Raw genomic sequence first — 18219 nt, forward strand, 5'->3', positions numbered from 1 at the left:
CGCCCTCCGCCAGGGATAAGGCGAAGGGCGGTGGCGCAGTCTTTTCCGCCTTCAGTTAGTTCACAGGTATTCGTGACGTTCTCTGTGTTACCGCTCAATTGACTCAGTAGCGTTCAAAGAAGTCTCTCAAGACGCTGCTCAACTCTTCTGGACGGGTCTCTGGGATCCAATGGCCGCTGTCGAATGCCTGACCCTCGACGGTTGTTGCCAACGGTGTCAGCATGTCTCGCACATAGGGCACCGGTGCGAGGCGGCCGGCGTTCAGGCCGAGAACTGGCATTTCCAGCCGTGTTTCCATGAACGCTTTGTTGTCTTTTACGTCCTGCGCGAAGGCACGGTACCAATTAAAACCCGCTTTTGCTGTCTTGGGATCGCTGTATGCATCCACTGTGATTGCGATCTCGACGTCAGTAATGCCGCCAGCGCCGGCATCGAATTTCTTCATGAACTCGCCGTAATAAAAATCCTCTTGCCCTGCTGTCAGCACCTCCGGCACGTTATCCGGTGCCGCGTTAAAGGCAAAATGCCATGCGCGCGGATCAACAGAGATCGCAGCGAATGTAGGCGTGCCCGGGATTGGCACATCGATTATCGTCACTGTGTCAGCGGCCTCTGGGAATTGGCTGGCGAACGCGAATGCCGTCATGCCCCCGACATCGTGGCCCACGATGTTGGCACTGCTGATGCCGAGTTCATCCATCAGCGCCTTGATGTCGCCTGCCATAGTCGCTTTGTCATAGCCGCCATCCGGCTTGTCGGATGCGCCTACGCCGCGCAGATCAACTGCAATGACGTCATAGTCAGCAGCGAGCAACGGCATGACTTCGACCCATGATGCCCAGGTTTGGGGCCAGCCGTGCAAGAGAATAACAGTTTCACCGGGCCCGCCGTCACGCACATAGTGTAGGTTTACGTTGGCGGCGGATGTGCGGGCGCTTTCGAAGCCTTCGGGGACTTGCGCGTTAGCAAGTGCGGCAGAAGCGGATAGGGCAAGAATTGCAGCGAATTGCAAAAGGGTTTTCATGGTTTTGTTTCCTTTGGTTGAATTGAGAATAGTCTAGGACCAGTCGGACAGGTTCTGGCCGGTGATCTGCCCGACGTCCCGCGCAGGCAGTGCGTCCATCGCGTCCGAGAAAAGCTCCGGCCCAACCGAATTGAACCCGCCGATTTCTTTGAGTATCCGGACCGTGGTTTTCAGATCGAAGTCCCCGTCCCCGGGAAGGAGGCGATGGCGCAAAAGGTCGTTGTAAAGATCGCCTTTTTGTTCCGATTTCGCATCAACCAACTGGACGTCGAAGATCTTGTGGCCGGGGATTGTTCGCAGAAGGTCGTGATCCGGGTCCGATCGCCAAAAGTGCCATGTGTCGAAGGTCAGCCCCAGATTGTCGCGATTGACGGCGCGAACGAGATCCCACCCTTTGGCCAGAGTTTGAATGGAAGACACCGGCATCGGCTCAAACCCAAGGCGCAACCCACTTTGGTTTGCCCGGTCTGCAAAGCGTCCCAAGGCGTCGATCAGGGCCGAGCGTTCGTACTCCACGCCCAGGCCTTCGACGACATTGATTTGCGTTGCCCCTAGCACGTCGACCATCTCGAATATCTCGTCTTCCGAATGATCAAGAAAGGCGATGTTTTCTTCGGGAAAGCCGTTCGGGATGGCAAAATTGGGGACCCATTGAACAAACGGGTCGACAATGGCTGCATGGATTCCCGCATCCTCGTAGCGCTTGCGGATGTCCGCATTGCTCAGACCTTGGTCGCGCCAGGTTCTGAAATCGATCGGAAAGACTGACATAGCGTCAAAGCCGCCCTCAATTGCAGCGAGGATCCGGTCGTCTAGCGACTTGTTACGAACATTGGCCGCCCAAAGAACGCGACGTTTTGGTGTACTGGGCATAAGGGCCTCCGGTTTGCTAATTGCTAGAGCTGCGGCAGCGATTGCCGATGAGAGGACTGTACGACGATTCATCGAAACTCTCCCTATGCTGCGTGTGGTTGGGCGATTTCATCCAGCTTGGCGAACGCGCGCTGAATAGCGGGCCGTTGTTCAAGTGCGGCGACCCAAGCCCGCGTGTGAGGCAAATCGGGAAGGCGTTCTGGCGCGGAGCGATCCAAATAGATCAGCCCCCCGCGTGCCCAAGGAAAGGTCATCATGTCAGCAATGGTGTATTCAGCACCGCCTAGATAGGCGCTGACAGCGAGACGTTGTTCGAGAACCGTGAAAAGACGGATCGTCTCGGCCAGATAACGTTCGATTGCATAGGGTAGCTGTTCGTCGGCCGCTTGGAAGTGCCCCCATTGACCAATCATCGGCCCCAGCCCGCCGACCTGCCAGAACGACCACGCCAAGGTGTCAGCCCTTGCTTGTCCTGCCTTTGGCAGGAATGAGCCGTGCTTTTCAGCGAGGTGCAGCAGAATAGCGCCTGATTCAAAGAATGTCAGATCACCGTCTTCAAGCGCGGGTATTTTGGCGTTCGGGCTAACTTTCAGAAACGCGCTTGTGCTCTGCTCTCCATGTTCGATGTCAATTGGCACCAAGTCGTAGGGGAGACCGAGTTCTTCCAGCAGAATTGCCGGCTTTTGGCCGTTGGGTGTGTTCCATGCGTATAGGATAGTCACTGTCTCTCTCCAGCTTTGGTGTGCGTTGAGAGCAAACTATGAGAAAACCAAAACTAGTATTAGTCGGCGAATTCGGATATCATTTATCCATGAATGAATTAATAGACGCTTCATTGCCAGATCTCGCTTTGCTTGTACGGGTCAAAGACAGCGGCGGATTCAGCGCTGCTGCACGGCTCACCAAAACACCTCAACCCACGGTAAGTCGCCGGATCGCTGCTCTGGAAGACCGTGTTGGGGTTCGTCTGTTCAATCGCACCACCCGCAGCGTAGTGCTGACAGATGCGGGACAACGCGTTTACCAACATGCGAAGCAAATGCTGGAACAGGCAGAGGCTGTCGCAACGGCCCTCGAAGAAATGAATTCAAGCCCCACAGGAACACTGCGTTTGACCTGCCCGGTGATAGTTGGCCAATGCCTGATAGGCGAGATCTTGCCGCAATACATCTCTGCCTATCCGGAGGTGCGCATCAGGCTTGAGGCGACCGCGCGGCGTGTCGACCTTATAGAAGAAGGGTATGATATCGCGATAAGAGTCGGTGAATTGAGTGACTCAGGTCTTGCTTTGACCCCGCTTGGTCAGGCGACAACAGCGTTTTTTGCCACGCCAGACTACATAGTAGCTGCACCGCCCATTCGCGCTCCAGCTGATCTTGGCGCTCATCCCTTGTTTCTGTTTTCAGGATCGCTTGATCCAACTCGCGTCACTTTCTCCAAAGCGTCGGACAAAATGGTCGCTGATCTGACCCCCAGATTTGCCTGCAATGACGCCAGTCCAATCCTGAATGCTGCTCTGCAACATTTGGGAGTAGCACAATTACCGAGATTTGCCGTTCAGTCGGAATTACGCGCAGGGGACCTTGTTGAACTTTTACCGGATTGGCAGTTGCCTAAGACAAAAATCAGCGCACTGACCCCGTCATTTCGGGGTTCTTCTCCGGCCGTCAAAGCGTTTCTCGCATTAGCCAAAGAGGGTGTGAAAGGCCACCTTTGACGATGTTCTTTGTTTTTACCCTAAGGCAAATACGGTTTTGAAAGCCGCCATTGATGTCTGTCGCAGCATCGATAGTTCTGGGCGGTCTTGTCAGACTAACGAGGCATTTCTGACTTCGCGTGTCATCGTGCGTCGATGCGTCACAAGTCGAGAGCAAAGATGCCTAGCCTATTTCGCCTTTTCAACTCATAATTTAACGTCATTCGCTTGTTTGTTACTGTTCCCCGTCAGCGTTCATGAGACAGATTTAGGTTATTGAATAGAGGAGTATTTCAATCTCATCTTCGTTCCTTACAGTCACTACGATGAGAACCAAAACGCTCCTAAACCTCAACCATTAATCAGTGCCATCGGAGCTGACGGGGAACAAGATATTGCTTGGCCATTCCAAGATAGAGAACACAATCCGTTACCTTGGCGTGGACATTGAAGACGCTCTTTCGCTTGCTGAGAAGACGCAGATTTGACCGAAGTTGGGCGCCAGCCGCACTAGGGCTGGCGTCGGCGTTTGGGATATAAGCGGGCATTGCGCACAGATTGCAATGCCCGCTCATTTAGGCCTGGAATTCGCTTTTGGATCTAGAATTCTCCTGCGACCCCGGCGCGCACGGCGGTGGAATTGCCGCCTGCATAGGTAACGCCTGCCGTGATCGCGACATCGCCTTCAAACCGGTGCATTAGGCCAAGCGATACACCCACTTCGCCGCGATAAGTCGCAACATTGCTGGCATAGCTTGTTTTGCCCGCTTCGCTGGGGAAGTGCGGCGCGGCCTGCGCGGCGATGGCTGCGATGCCGCGTTTTGCATCGTCGTCAATTGTTTGGGCCAGATCAAAAGCGCCATCGATGCGGGTTTCAAGACCGCCAACGCGTGTCTCCAGTGCTGCAAACTGCGCATCAGACACCTGCGCCAAAGCATTCATCGAGACGCGCACATTGGCAACTGAGGCAGCTGTTGCGGCTTGCTGGCGGCCCAAAGTGCCGTTCTGGTCAATGGTGACGACATCAACCGGCCCCTGCTGAGCTTGTGTCGAAGCCTCGATATCGCCGATCCGCACCGATGAACCCGCACCGCCCAAAGCGACCTGATCGTCAGCGGTCGTCGCTGCGCCTGCGCCAATCGCGGTGGAGCGGGCGTTTGTCGCAGCTGCTTCAAACCCGACAGCGGTGCTGGCAAAGCCGGTCGCAGCCGTGTTCTCGCCCACCGAAGTCGCGCGATCGCCTGCATTTGCGCCAAAGCCAACGGCGGTTGCGCGCGCGCCTGTTGCACGGGCATCTTGGCCGACGGCTGTGGCTCTACCGCCCGTTGCGCCTGCGGTGTTGCCAACGGCGGTCGCGCTGGCGGCGGTGGCAAAAGCATTGCGGCCAAAGGAAGCGCTGCGAAGGCCATCTGCACGCGTGCCAGTGCCAATAGCGGTGGCCTCTTCACCAAGCGCCTGCGCCCCTGCGCCAAAGGCACCGGATGATGCCCCTTGCGCCAATGTATCCGCGCCAAGTGCAATGGCGCGCTCTGCATTGGCGACAGCACCCGCGCCAAAGGCCGCTGTCCCCACACCGCTTGCATCTGCATCCACACCAAAGGCTGTCGCACCAACATTCTGAGCACGGGACCGCCTGCCGACAGCCACCGCATCGAGGCCATTGCCAAATGCGCCTGCGCCAACGGCAATTGCACCGTCTGTTGTCGTTTCGGAACTCGCGCCGAGTGCAATCGCGTCAACGCCCTTCGCAGAAGCACCTCCGCCTTCGCCAGATTCTAATGATCGGCCACCAATCGCGATAGAAGAGGCCCCACGCGCGTCGGCACCGTCACCGCCTGCAAAGCTGCTAAAGCCGCTTGCGACGGACACCGCACCAATTGCAGTCGCGCCTTCAGCCGTTGCTTGTGCACCGGGGCCAGTTTCTGAGCCCAGGTTTCCCCCGATGGCAGTGGCGCCGGATGCGCTGGCGGATGAGCTAAATCCGACCGCGAGCGAAGTCCCGCCGGTTGCGTCGGCTCCCGCACCAAAGGCCGATGCTCCGTCACCTGTCGCACTGCTGCTCAAACCGACACTTGCCGCAAACAACCCGGATGCAAATGAGTTTTCTCCAAGCGCCAAGGCTCCCGATCTTTCCGCTGCGGCATCATGCCCGATAGCAATCGCTCCACGCGCGGATGCACTTGCGGTGCTACCAATCGCCACCGAATCGTTGGCCGATGCGGCAGTGCTCGCGCCCAGCGCAACAGCGCGTTCGCCTGTCGCTTGTGCGCCTGTTCCGGCCTCTCCATTTTCATCACCGCCAATAGCGATAGCCCCTGTCTGGGTGGCACTGGAATTGTTGCCAAATGCCAAAGCAGAAGCGCCCGTCGCTGAAGCTTCCCTGCCAATGGCAGCGCTAAGAAAACCTTCGGCAACCGAGATATCGCCAAGCGCAATCGAACCGGTTTCTGAACTGATTGCATCTGCGCCTATCGCAATTGCTTTATCGCCGCTTGCTTGCGCTCCGAGCCGATCGCCATTGGGATCACCGCCGATAGCAATGGCTGCATCACCTGTTGCTTGAGCGAATTTGCCAAAAGCCGCTCCAGATCCCCGCGTTACCACAGTTCCTCGTCCCACTGCAGTACCTGCATTACCCGTCACACGTGAGGCCTGCCCAATGGCCACCCCTTCAAAAGCCAAAGCCTCAGCAGTCGCGCCTATGGCAATCGTCGCATTTTGGGTGGCCCTACTGTCAATCCCAAGTGCAGTCCCATTGGAACCGGTCGCTCTCGCGTTCCTTCCCAACGCTGTAGAGTTTAAGTTCGATGCTGTCGCTGTTGACCCAACTGCCGTGGAGCTCTCTCCTGTTGCTGATGCTTCAGGTCCGATTGCCGTAGAGTTGACCCCGGTCGCTGTTGCATCGGTTCCGCAAGCCAATGCGGTGTCCTCTCCATTGCTGTTGGCACCAGCAGTACCATCCCCAGTGCCGTTGTCGTTGAAATCAAGCACACAGTCCTCTGCGGCTACTGGCGTGGGCTGGAGAGCGAACGCCGAAATCGTTGCACTGGCTGCGACGGTCGAAAGTAGAGTTAGTTTTTTCATCGGTTACGTCCTGTCCTGTCTCGTTCATTCAATTTGAGACGAGGCACCGATGCCGGCTCGGGTCGCAAGGTGGGGGTAAGCAATGGGGCGCAGTCTGCATGTTTTGCATGCTCACACAGACCACGCCCCACCGGCAGGACGCCTCGTCTCAGGACAATCACGTAAAGAGCTATCGTTTGAGCCGCCGTTTGAATCGCAGGCTCTATCGTTTGAAAAACCGTGGTAATTTGCGGAAAATCGCAGAAAAATGGCCCTTTGGGGCGTTACTTGGTCGGACCTGCTGTGTTTTTCAGAAAATCACGCACCAGCTTCAAAAACTCAGCCGATGCCGATTCGCGGCCCAAAAGAAGGTGGTTGTTGCTATCAATCCCGGCGAAACGCGCACCTGGAATACGCGCCGCCATTTTGCGGCCCATCTCCAAAGGAATGCGCTGATCCCCGCGTGAATGCACAACCAATGTGGGGCATTGTACATCCGCCAGCCGGTCTCTTACATCAAGCGAAGAGAACGCTTCTAAAAAGCGCACCGCATTGGTGTTGGATGTTGTCTGGCGCTGGAATTCATCGAACCAGTTGAGCTCTTCAGGTTCTGCATCGGGCATAAAGGTGCGCGAAAACAGATGGCGATAGGCCGGGTTGTCTGATCCCCAGCCGGTCTCTGTCAAAACCATAACAGCTTCACGCTCGCGCGCTTCTTCGTTTGATGCGGTGTGCCGCCAGCCGCAATCATACGCGCCAAACAGAATAAGCTGGGAAACCTTTTCCGGGTGGCGCGCGGCATATTCAATCGAAACCGCAGCGCCTTGACTGATACCGAGCAGAGGAAAGCGGGTGAGGCCAGCGGCTTCGACCACTTGCTCAAGATCAGCGACAAAGCTCTCAAAGGATAGATCGTTGCAATCCCAATCCGACAGGCCACATCCGCGCTCATCATAGCGGATCAGGTGAAACGCGCTTGCCAGATCGCGAAACAGCGGGCTCCAGATGGGGGCTTCCCAATCAAGCTCTAAGTGATTGAGCCAATTGGCCGCCTTTACCAGAGGGGGATTGCCTGCATCTCCCACACTTGCCCAGGCGATCGAGACATGATCGCTGGTTTCAACAAAGCGAATGTTTTGATCAGGCAGGTCCTCAGCGGTTGGGGAAGTCGTAGGGACAGTCTCGCCGCCTTCCAAGCCGAATGCGTCGGGCAGGGGCAATTCGGCATCGGCAAAGGATTGGCGCAATTCCTGCGCCAACGCGCGCGCTGCTTCGGCTCCTGCGCTTGCTTGGCGCATGGCGACAGCGGTGCCTGCTGCCTCTTGGTCAAACGGCGATAGTTTTAGCCAACGCTGCGCCCAGATATCTCGGCCTGGCGCGGGGAAATCGACCTTCAAAGCTTGGACCCGGGCAAAATCAGATCGCACTTTGCTGAATGCTGCGCGTTGTCCTGTGAGCCATGCCGTGAAGGACGGTTGTGAGGCCAGATCGCAATCTTCGAGCAATGTTCCGCAATTGCGGTCCCACAGAATTTGCGCTTCTTCTTCAGACATGCCGGCCCATCGACTTGCATCGCGCATGTCAGCAGCATCAATGCGTAAGCCGTCTTTATCGCACACGACCTGCTGGCGATCTGTGTGCAATCGGTCTGTCCCGTCACAGTTTAGAACGGGTCGAAGTTTGGACAAAGACCACCGCAATGCGCCGCGCGGATCATCGGGTATCTCCCAAAGAAGCGAACACAGCGCCTCGCGCGAATGCGGCCCCTCTTGCAGCACAAGGTACGCCAATAGTGCGCGCGATTTTCGCGACGCGGGAAGCGCCATTTCGGAACCGTTATGCAGCGCTCCGATTGGCCCGATGGTCTTGATCGCGATCATAGAATGCACCGATCTGCACGAGCCACACATGCATCACAAGCCATGCTCGCGTATTTGCGATTACTTTTCGCTGCTCCCATTTCGCTATCACTGAGGGGCGCAACAATGCCGCGAGGCGAAAGAGTCATTGGGCGCGCCGAGACTGCGATGCCGCAGATCAATTTGGAGCGGGGGTGCACAGGGGCTGTTGAGTTGAGCCCAAGAAAGCCGGGCATCCAGCGATAACCCCAGTCTAAGGCAAAGCTCAAGGCCAGCAAATGGATCGTAAGCGGAATGTCTGCTTTTCACACCGTTTTTGCGGTGAGCAGACTGACCGCAATCGGCCCAGCTCGCGCCTCATTAGATGCCCGATTATGGGGGTGAAAGCGGACGGTAGCAAATGTTTCCCTGTTATTTGCGCTCACTGCGGAATGATGTCACTGGTTTTGGCTTGTGAGCAGAAACCAATGCGTACCCATGCTTGGGTCAATTTGGGGGAAACCAGTGCTAAAAAAAGCTGCGATTGCGCTAGTCGGGTTAGCCGTGCTGATAGCGGCGTCACTTGTTGTTTTTCAGGCCGAAATCGGGACGGCCCTGTTTAAGCGTGCTGTGGATCAAAATCTCGACAATGCCCCGCTTGCGAGCCTTCAAGACGGACTCCATATCGGACTATGCGGGACAGGGTCTCCGATGCCAAATCCTGATCGCGCTGGCCCATGCAATATCGTGATCGCAGGTGATGAGATTTACATTGTCGATATCGGCGAAGGCGGCGCGCGCAATATTTCACTGATGGGCGTGAACGCTTCTGAAGCGAGCGCGTTGTTGCTGACCCATTTTCACTCCGACCATGTCGACGGTTTGGGGCCCCTGATGCTCAATCACTGGGTTCGAGGCGCGAACACCTCTCCACTGCCTGTCTATGGTCCGATCGGCGTTGCCGCCATCGTCGATGGGTTTAATGCAGCCTATGCCGCAGACGACACCTATCGCACGGCCCATCACTCAGAAGCCATCGCTCCAACAAGTGGCGGCGGAGCAGAAGCCAGGCCTTTTGAGTTAAACGAAAAGGACACGGTAGTTCTAAGCCGGAACGGTCTTATAATCACGGCATTTGTGGTCGATCACGCCCCTGTTGCTCCTGCCGTTGGCTATCGCTTCGATTATAAGGGGCGATCAGCTTGCATTAGCGGTGACACGGCGAAGTCTTCTAATCTTGAACGCGTTTGTAAGGGAGTTGATCTGCTTGTGCATGAAGCACTTCAGCCTGCGCTTGTCGGGGAAATGGAAGAGGCCATGAAACAGCGCGGTCAAAATAATACTGCGAAGATCATGTTCGACATTGTCGATTATCACGCCACTCCAGAAGAAGCTGCGGAGAGCGCAGAAATTACAGGAACGCAGATGTTGGTGCTGTCTCACCTGGTTCCGCCATTGCCTTTATCCTACCTCTACCCAGCCTTCTTGGGTGATGCCGAAGAGCGTTTCAGTGGACCGATCATTGTGGGCGAGGACGGTATGCTTTTCACGATGACTGCAGAAGGCGATGGTATTGAACAAGTCAGGCTGTTTTAACGTCCGCAATTGGGCCGTGAACCGTCAGTCTCCTCTTGAGAGTGGCAAGTCCAGAAACAGACAGTCCGATATCGGCCCAAGTCCGCACGTTGCACATCTCGCGCGCGTGCGGAAACCGCAAAACCAGTCTTTCTAGGGCTCTATCCAGCCGCGTGGGTTGGTCTCCATCTCCGCCCGCTTCTCTGCCAGCGCGTTTGCCATGCTGGCGGTTAGCTCAGGGTCATGCATTGAGGTGTCGTAAGCTTCCCGCGGGTCCAGTTCGAGATTGATCAACCACGGCCCTTCAGCGGAAGAGAATGCGAATGGCATGTTCATTGGACCGTAGTTGATGTTGCGAACGCCATGATACTTGTGCGTCACGTTTCTCAGAGCGAGCGCCTCTTCGACAGCGAAGTAGTAGAGATACTCGTGCGGGGTGCCCGCACTGTCCTCAAGCATTGATGCAATCGAACGACCATCAATGATGCGATCTTTGGGCAAGGGAATGTCCAGCCAGTCTGCGAATGAGGGCAAGAGATCAATGCCCATGGCCATATCAGATAGCTCCTGTCCGGCCTCAAGCCGCGCAGGCCAATGGATAATGAATGGCACCCTCATGCCGCCTTCCCAAGTCTTACCCTTCCTGCCTCGCAATGCGGAGGGATCGCCTTGCCACCATGGACCGTTGTCGCTGGTGATTATAATGATTGTATCCTCGAGCGCATCTGTCCGCTCGAGGGCTGCGACTATGCGCCCGACACCGTCGTCAAGAGACTCGACAACGTCGCCATAAAGGCCAGCTTGCGAATGCCCTTCATGGGCGGCTTCGACATGGAGAGGAACGTGCGGGAAGTTATGCGCGAAATAGAGGAAGAACGGCGCTTCGCTGTTCGCTGCTTCGCGCTCGATAATATCCACGGCCTCTTTGGTGTACAGTGCATCCAGCTTGGATTGATCGGCCGGGTGCTCAACCTCAATCTCTTTGTCTCGGTAGAGCTCGAAAGGTTCCATATCGTTGCTATGCAGCGATCCGAAAAAGCTCTGAAAACCAAAGTCGTTGGGCAGGGATGGGCTGCTGTCTCCAACATGCCATTTGCCTACCATAGATGTTTGGTAGCCTGCAGCGCCGAGCATATCGGCAATGGTGATTTCTTCGGCTGGCAGGCGAACATTCAAACCGTTCAACTTATTCATCGCGCTGAGTGAGCTAGAGCTGGGGAAGACCACGTTAGAAAGGCCAGCACGGGGCGGCATCCTGCCGGTTAGAAAGCCGGCTCGCGAGGGCGTGCAAACGGGCGAGGGTGAATAGAACTGTGTGAGCTTGATGCCTCGCTCGGCCAATGCATCAATGTTGGGTGTTGCTATGGCCTCTGCACCGAAGGCGCCGATGTCGCCGTATCCCAGATCATCATACAGAATGAACACGACATTTGGCCGAGATGCGCGATCCGACAGGTCGGAAAGGACTGTTTGCGCCCGAACCTTGCCGAGGTATTCTTGCTTGAGAGCCAGATGCGTTTCGTCGTCGGACTGGCTGTAGAACAAAACCGTTCCGCCAACCCAAAGGAGCAACCCAAGAAGGAGCAAACCCGGAAGCATGAATACGAGGCCGAGTCGCTTAAGCCATTTGCGTGCGATCGTCATAGTTGAACCCTATTGCGATGCGGCCGGTTGGTCTTCATGATCACCGGCAGCTTCATCGCTTTCCTCCGCTCCCGTTTTTCCGAAGGTCAACCCATGTCCGAAGCGAAATAGGGGATCGGCGCTGTCATAGGGAACGTCTTCAAACTGGTCCTCTACCGCTGCCATTGATGATGGCAGTTCAAATGGCAGCTTACCCGACGGATTGAAGTGGCCAAAGATAAGCTCCAAGAGAACCTTGTCGTTCACACCGAAGCTGCCGATCACTGCAGCGCTCTTGCCTGCGATTTCGGGAAACACTGCGGGGCGATCAAGGTACATATCCAAGATCACAGGAACGGTGTCGGCTAACTCGATAAGCCGCTGTTTCTCAGGCTCTTTGAAATCCAGATCGCCTGCATGCATGATACTTTCGAACAGCCCGTCACGAGCCTCAAACGGCGCGGTCGTTCGGACAATGGCGAAGTCTGCTTCATCAGGGCTTGCAACAATTTGAGCAAATCGGCCTGCCAACTCCGGATCGACATTCTCGATATACAATTTCGGCTTGCCTTTCAGCGGAAGGACCGGGGCGCTTGCTGCTTGACCATTCTTAAGGAGGACCAACGAATTTCGCTGCGCGTCAACGCCGGAGGCAACAAATTCAGCATTCCCGACGAGCTGCTTGGAGGCTTCTACATCGACGTAAGGGTTGTCGAAAAGGCCAAGTCGAAATTTGTCGCGCAATATGCGCCGAACCGACTGGTCAATCCGCGCTTCATTGATCGCCCCTTCCTCCACCAACTCGACAAGCATTTCCGGAATTTCCTCCCCGCCGAACATATCGTTGCCTGCTTCGATGATCTTCAGCATGCGTTCCTTGGCAGTGAGGTCTTCAACACCCCAAGCACGCGCGGGCAAAACAGTGAACATACCGAGGACCTCTGTGTCTGAGATCAGTCCCCAATCGGTGCAAACGACGCCCTCAAAACCATAGCGCTCCCGCAGCATGTCTGTGATGATCGCCTTATTGTAAGCGAAACCGACATTCTCATCCATCTGACCCACTGGAATGCCGTAATAGGGCATGATCTGCGCGGCTCCAGCTGGGAACGCTCCTTCTTCAAACGGGATCAAGTGGTAGTCGAAATTGTCACCGGGATAGACCTGTTCGCGGCCATATTCGAAATGCGCATCCTCGCCCTGGGCCTGCGGCCCTCCACCGGAAAAGTGCTTGACCATAGTGGCAACGCTTTGATCGCCTAGCTCCTCGCCCTGCATTCCCAAGACATAGGCTTTGGTGAGAGCCGCTGACAAGTTAGCGTCCTCGCCAAACGTTGTTGCAATACGTGCCCAACGCGGCTCAGTCGCAAGGTCCGCGGTCGGGTGCAGAGCGAGATGCAGGCCAGCTGCGCGATATTCCTGCCGCGCGATATCGGCAAATTCTCGAACAAGCTCTGGGTCAGCCGTTGCCGCCAGACCAATTGGATCTGGCCATTGCGAAAAGGCTCCTGCTGGGAGTGCCACACCCCCACCGGTCGTAACCCCATGCCTTGGGTCAGTTGCCAGCGTCACCGGGATTCCTAGTCGCGTCCGCTCAGCCGCTGTCTGCAGCGAGTTTGCCCAAGCCACGAAAGTGTCAACGTCATCGACCGGGACGGCAAGGCTGAAATGGTTCATTTTCTTGGCGACGAGGAGTTCGCTGTTCTTAGAGAAAACGAGGCTTTGCGGGTCCGAAAAACTGAGGCTTTCGGAAAGTTCGCCATCGGAGCTGACCGTCGTGAAGTTAATGAACATGGCGCCTGCTTTTTCCTCAAGCGTCATTTGGCTCAGCAAATCTTCGACCCGGTCATCTACGGAGATCTCGTGTGTCTTCATAGGCGTCGAGTTCGCCATTTTTGTTGAGATCGCGGAATGAGAATCCGTCGACCGCGAGGTCCGGTGCACGCTCGCCAAGCTGGGCTAAGTTGGACCGGGACTGCATAGTGGAAGAAAGCCAAAGGCCGCCGATACCAAGCAGTGCGAGCACCACGATCGTGGTCACCAGCACGCCTAAGCCCTTGATCAGTTTTCGCACTATTTGGTCCTCTCTGCTTGGTCCGAATAACATGGCGATAATTGTATCGGCAAATGCCCGGATCGGGATTGACTGTACCGTCGCGAACGACGGCAACGCATCACTTTGCCGACTACCCGACCGTGAATAATCCAAGCAATGGTACTCAGTGAACTGCTCCGATGAAGCCGAGTTGCCCGGCTCTGAACACCGCTTGGATTCTATTGACGCATCCCAGTCGATTTATCGCCTGGGAGAGGTGATAGCGAACGGCGGCATGGCTGAGCGAGATGATATCACTCACCTCCTTGTCGGTCTTGCCCAGCGACGCCCAATGCAGGCATTGGACTTGGCGACGGGTCAATGTGCAATTTTCAGGCATCCAACCTGAGACATCGTCGAGAAACCGAAAATTCTTTACAAAACGGCAACCTAGGATCGAAAGAAAGTGTGAGTGGAGGCGGAACTCGTTGTCCAGGTTCGCTTGCTCTTTGGCAGTCGGAAAAAAGCAAACTACGCCAATTCGTCCGAATGGCTGATGGATTGGAACAATGATCATCGATCGAAATTTTGTCTTGGTTTCAAAGAATGATCCAAATTGAACAGACTTTAGATGCTGATTTTGCGCCACAGATCTGGGCCCGCTTTTGTTGACCCAAAACGCCTCCTGTTCATAGCGCGCTGACAATGCCACTGGAGAACTCAGACCAACCAGCGGCTCATCCCACCAACGTTCCTCAGGTTCGTCCCAACCAAACACAGAATCATTGATAAGATTGCCATTTTCGTCCTGAATGAAGTTCTTTATTCTGACTTTCAAAGATTGAGTCACTGGTCAAAGCGATTGTCCGTCGTCCACGGTAAACGTGCCTCCGGTGACGTGGGGGACGCGTCTGAGCACAGGTACAGCGTCAGATCATCGAGCGCATCGATGTCCATCAACCGTCTGCGATGCCAACCGGCAATTTGCCTCTCACCGCCCTCAGTGTCGAACCAATCGTCCATGATTTCAGTGCGAATGTATCCGGGCTGGATAGTGTTGACGTTTATGCCTTTGCGCACCCATTCACGGGCGAAAAGCCGGCCTAGATGCGCCACGCCTGCTTTACTCGCGGCGTAGGCAGCATCACCCGGTGCATTCATTTGCGCGGTAATCGACCCGATCAGCACTATCCGCCCCTGGCTCGCATCGGAAGAATTGGCGGCAATCATCCGCTTTGCGCCCTCGCGGGCAAGCAAATAGACGCCCAGAAAATTGGTATCGAGAACCGTTCGGAGGCCTTCAATAGGCACATCGGTTGAACGACCATTCGCAGCTGTTCCCGCATTTGCGATAACCGTGTCCACAGTGCCGAACGCGGCCTCAGCGGTGTCGTAAGCCGCAACAACAGATGCCTCGTCAGTCACGTCGAGAGCGACCGCCAACGCCTTGCCGCCAGCCTCCTCCAGTTCACTGGCAAGCGCCTCGGTTCTGTCAGCTCTGCGAGCACCGAGAACTACCTTGGCCCCCGCTTTGGCAAGGACGCGGGCGAGATGCGCGCCGATGCCAGACGAGGCCCCGCTCAACATCACAGTGCGATTTGTTAAGTCTAAGATCATCGCTTGGTGCTTAGGTGGTCCTGCTTGGATTGCTGTGCAAAGTTAGTCATGGGCTTCAGCCATTTTTTCGGGATCATTGTGGTGGGCGAACTCGGGGCCGCCTTCGTAGTAGATCAGGCCTTCTTCATTCCGCCCCAATACGCGGCCTTCCTCATCAACGGTACGCAATGTGCCCAGGATCGCCTGTCCGACAGAGCCCTGCTTTTTCAGCCAGTTTTCGGAATCGTTAATGGTCATGCCGTTGCCTTCGGTTCCCGCGGAATACTCGACCAGAATCCGGCCAGCCGTTGCACTGTCATCGGCCAGCGCAGTGCTCAAATTCTCAGTCTCTGCAAACCAGTTTGGTCGGGTGTCATCCGCCCCATCGATCAAATAGACGGTCACATGATCAGAGAGGTTTTCTAGTATCGACAACTTGGCAGAATCTGTGACCAGAATTCTGGCCCCACTGTCTTTGAGAATGTAGTTTACTTCGTCTGATTTCAGGCGCGAAGAAATTCCAACGAAATAGAGACCGGCTCGCTGTGCTGCCCATGCCAGTTCGAAATAGCTGGGTTCGTTGTCGAGCATTACCGCGACAACGTCTCCGATTTCCAAGCCGCACGAACGGAAGAGGTGCGCACCCTGGTTGGAGCGCATGTTCAACTCGCCGTACGTAATCACCTGACCGGAATTGCCCATGATGACGGCGGGCTTGTCCGACGTGCTCCGGCCGTTAATGTAGGGATGTTTGATAAACCCTCGTTTCGAACCTATTCGACCGAAAATTCAATAGGCAGAGTTTTCGGCCCGACGACGAAGTTGGATTTGAATAGCTTGGGCTCGCCAGCCAGTTTGACTGAAGTCAGCTTCGGCAGCAGCTCTTCCCAAAGAACGCGCATTTCCATCCGGGCAAGATGCTGGCCGATGCAAACGTGCGGGCCTATGCCAAATGCAATCTGGCTGCGCCGCGGACGGGTGATGTCGAACTTGAACGGATCAGGATAGACGTCTTCATCCTGGGCAGCACTGTGATAGGACAGCAAGATCCAGTCTCCCGCCTTCACCTGCTTGCCCGCAATCTCGGCATCTTCGACAGCGGTTCTCATGAAGGTCTTGACTGCGCTGGCCCAGCGAATTGTTTCTTCGACGAAACCGTCAATACGATCGGGGTGCGTTTGCAGTTCGGCCAACAACTCGGGCCGTTCGGCCAAGGCCCACATAGCGGCGGATATAGTATTCGATGTTGTATCATGCCCTGCGGTCGCGGCGATGATGTAGTAGCCCATCAATTGGCGATGGTTGAGATATTCACCGTCAATCACGGCATTGGCGATCAGACTGTTAAGTCCTTCGGTGGGCCGCTCGCGTGCCTCTTTGGTGACCTTGCCGAAATAGCCCTCCAGCTCGTTCATCACTGCCGTGAGAGCTACCAGCCGTTGCTCGGCTGTGACTTCTGTTTTTGACCGGTTCAAATCCGGGTCGGAAGCGCCGAACATCTCCTGAGTTAGCCTAAGCATGAAGGGTTCGTCTTCTGCTGGAACGCCCAGTAAACTCATCACGACGCGAAGCGGATAGCCCAGAGCAATATCGGCAACGAAATCGCTATGGGGAGCCTTCTCGATGAACTTGTCGATATATTCCCGGGCGATATCCTGGATATCCACTTCCAGTGTTTTCAGGGCTTTCGGCGTAAAGGCAGGAAAAGCTATTTTTCGCAGGGCGTTGTGTTCGGCACCGTCAACGGTGACCAAGGAGCGGATCAGGTTGTTCTCACCTGTAGCCGCTTTCACCATAGCGACGCTTGAGCTATCCGTCAGATTGTTCGAGCCGGCACCATTCAGAAAGATATCTGGCTGTGTTTCGATCGCGATCACATCAGCATGTTTGGATGCCACCCAGAATGGATCAAAGCCTTCGACCTTGGCTTTTGCGAATGGATAGTCTCGGCGTATCTCGGCAAATGCAGCGTTGATTTTCGGCGGATCTGCGTAGTTGGCTGGATCAACAATCGCCGCTGCTAGTTCTGCGGGCAATTCAGATGACATGAGCCTCTCCATTCACTTCTTGATCTGTGCGCTAACAACCTAGATTTCGATTGCTAGTTAATCAACTATTATCTGAGGTCAGATGGCGCATTTATGCAAGATGGCAACGCCGAAACGGGTGTCTGAATTTGCAATGACGATTGCTACCAAGCTAGTGGTCGCCCTCTAAGCGAGCAGCGTTGCAACATGGCGCCGCAGGAAAGGATTGAGTTGAAGAAACGAGAACCGCAAAGCTTGCGCCGGAAGCGGTCCGATAAAGCGCTTAAGGATGCGGGCGCTCTAATCACCGTTACCGAGGGATATCAGGCTGTTACGTTCGAGCGGATTGGGGAGATATCCGGATATAGCCGCAGCCTGGTCACGCAAAAATACGGATCAAAAGAGAAATTCGTTTCGGCTTTGTTGGAAGACATTGCTGAGACAGGACGAGTGGAATTTGTTGCCTGCCTCAAATCAGATGACAGCGCGCTGCAAAAGATCGAAAACTATGTGGACTCGCTGTTCCAGCGAATACTCCATGACAATCAGATCAACGCGCATTTTATGTTGTTTGCAGACGCCCTAGCCAATCGGCGCGAGCGTCAGGAGTTCTTTTTCAACAGTCATAGTCTCACCAGGAATGATCTGACGCAGCTTATCGAACAGGGACAAAACGAAGGCAATATCGACACCGCCTTGCTCCCCGAGGTGGCTGCCACTGTAGTGGGCAGTCTGATGCTCGGCGTCGTCATGCAATCTCTGCTTGAGCCGGCAGGGGATTTGCAGTCAGTGACTCAAGCTGCGCTCGCGGCAATTAAGAAAGCGCTGGCCCCCGCTTGAGAGGAATATGGCTGGCTCGTGCAGCTATT

General features: G+C 55.4%; 14 protein-coding genes and 1 pseudogene. 3 read left to right on the forward strand and 12 right to left on the reverse strand.

All coding sequences use genetic code 11. The features are described 5' to 3' along the window. Nucleotides 1–103: 103 nt before the first annotated feature. From AC0V6L_RS09300 to AC0V6L_RS09310, 3 genes are read right to left on the reverse strand one after another with little or no spacing between them, the layout of a single operon-like run. A complete protein-coding gene (locus AC0V6L_RS09300; RefSeq protein ID WP_486153997.1) occupies nt 104–1024 on the reverse strand; it encodes an alpha/beta fold hydrolase in 921 nt (306 codons plus the stop codon). Between the two features lie 33 nt (nt 1025–1057). Then, complete coding sequence (locus AC0V6L_RS09305) at nt 1058–1969, reverse strand: sugar phosphate isomerase/epimerase family protein (RefSeq protein WP_486153998.1); 912 nt, start codon at nt 1967–1969, stop codon at nt 1058–1060. Nucleotides 1970–1980: 11 nt separating this feature from the next. Next, entirely contained in the window at nt 1981–2619 is a 639-nt protein-coding gene (locus AC0V6L_RS09310; RefSeq protein WP_486153999.1) for a glutathione S-transferase N-terminal domain-containing protein, read from the reverse strand. Nucleotides 2620–2657: 38 nt separating this feature from the next. Between AC0V6L_RS09310 and AC0V6L_RS09315 the strand changes: the two genes are divergently transcribed. Next, entirely contained in the window at nt 2658–3614 is a 957-nt protein-coding gene (locus AC0V6L_RS09315; protein ID WP_486154000.1) for a LysR family transcriptional regulator, read from the forward strand. A gap of 579 nt (nt 3615–4193) precedes the next feature. On the opposite strand, the gene AC0V6L_RS09320 is transcribed toward AC0V6L_RS09315, so the two are convergent. From AC0V6L_RS09320 to AC0V6L_RS09330, 3 genes and pseudogenes are all read right to left on the reverse strand, one after another. Then, entirely contained in the window at nt 4194–6212 is a 2019-nt protein-coding gene (locus tag AC0V6L_RS09320) for a YadA-like family protein (protein WP_486155091.1), read from the reverse strand. Between the two features lie 84 nt (nt 6213–6296). Further along, nucleotides 6297–6677: pseudogene (locus AC0V6L_RS09325) on the reverse strand (hypothetical protein); the annotation flags it as partial. Between the two features lie 263 nt (nt 6678–6940). Then, nucleotides 6941–8536: a bifunctional AfsR/SARP family transcriptional regulator/alpha/beta hydrolase gene (locus AC0V6L_RS09330; RefSeq protein WP_486154001.1), complete on the reverse strand. Its 1596-nt coding sequence runs from the start codon at nt 8534–8536 to the stop codon at nt 6941–6943. A 483-nt stretch (nt 8537–9019) separates the two neighbouring features. On the opposite strand from AC0V6L_RS09330, the gene AC0V6L_RS09335 reads away from it, so the two are divergent. After that, the gene (locus AC0V6L_RS09335) at nt 9020–10090 is read left to right on the forward strand and encodes an MBL fold metallo-hydrolase (RefSeq protein WP_486154002.1); all 1071 of its coding nucleotides are present in this window, start codon (nt 9020–9022) and stop codon (nt 10088–10090) included. Between the two features lie 132 nt (nt 10091–10222). Here AC0V6L_RS09335 and AC0V6L_RS09340 read toward each other — a convergent pair whose 3' ends face one another. From AC0V6L_RS09340 to AC0V6L_RS09365, 6 genes are all read right to left on the reverse strand, one after another. After that, nucleotides 10223–11713 (reverse strand): sulfatase family protein, encoded by a 1491-nt coding sequence (locus AC0V6L_RS09340; protein WP_486154003.1) that lies wholly within the window; start codon nt 11711–11713, stop codon nt 10223–10225. 9 nt (nt 11714–11722) lie between these two features. Further along, a complete protein-coding gene (locus tag AC0V6L_RS09345; protein WP_486155092.1) occupies nt 11723–13636 on the reverse strand; it encodes a glycoside hydrolase family 3 protein in 1914 nt (637 codons plus the stop codon). A 275-nt stretch (nt 13637–13911) separates the two neighbouring features. After that, the gene (locus AC0V6L_RS09350; RefSeq protein WP_486154004.1) at nt 13912–14577 is read right to left on the reverse strand and encodes a helix-turn-helix transcriptional regulator; all 666 of its coding nucleotides are present in this window, start codon (nt 14575–14577) and stop codon (nt 13912–13914) included. Continuing rightward, on the reverse strand, nt 14574–15344 hold the full coding sequence (locus AC0V6L_RS09355) for an SDR family NAD(P)-dependent oxidoreductase (protein WP_486154005.1): 771 nt from the start codon (nt 15342–15344) through the stop codon (nt 14574–14576). Before AC0V6L_RS09355 ends, AC0V6L_RS09350 begins: the two co-directional genes overlap by 4 nt. 42 nt (nt 15345–15386) lie before the next feature. Next, complete coding sequence (locus AC0V6L_RS09360; protein WP_486155093.1) at nt 15387–16112, reverse strand: AMP-binding protein; 726 nt, start codon at nt 16110–16112, stop codon at nt 15387–15389. Next, nucleotides 16097–17371, reverse strand: coding sequence for a cytochrome P450 (locus AC0V6L_RS09365; RefSeq protein ID WP_486154006.1), 1275 nt, complete (start codon nt 17369–17371; stop codon nt 16097–16099). Before AC0V6L_RS09365 ends, AC0V6L_RS09360 begins: the two co-directional genes overlap by 16 nt. Before the next feature lie 186 nt (nt 17372–17557). Between AC0V6L_RS09365 and AC0V6L_RS09370 the strand changes: the two genes are divergently transcribed. Next, nucleotides 17558–18190, forward strand: coding sequence for a TetR/AcrR family transcriptional regulator (locus AC0V6L_RS09370; protein ID WP_486154007.1), 633 nt, complete (start codon nt 17558–17560; stop codon nt 18188–18190). Nucleotides 18191–18219: the final 29 nt, after the last annotated feature.

This window comes from Erythrobacter sp. JB1-15, from assembly GCF_057365035.1.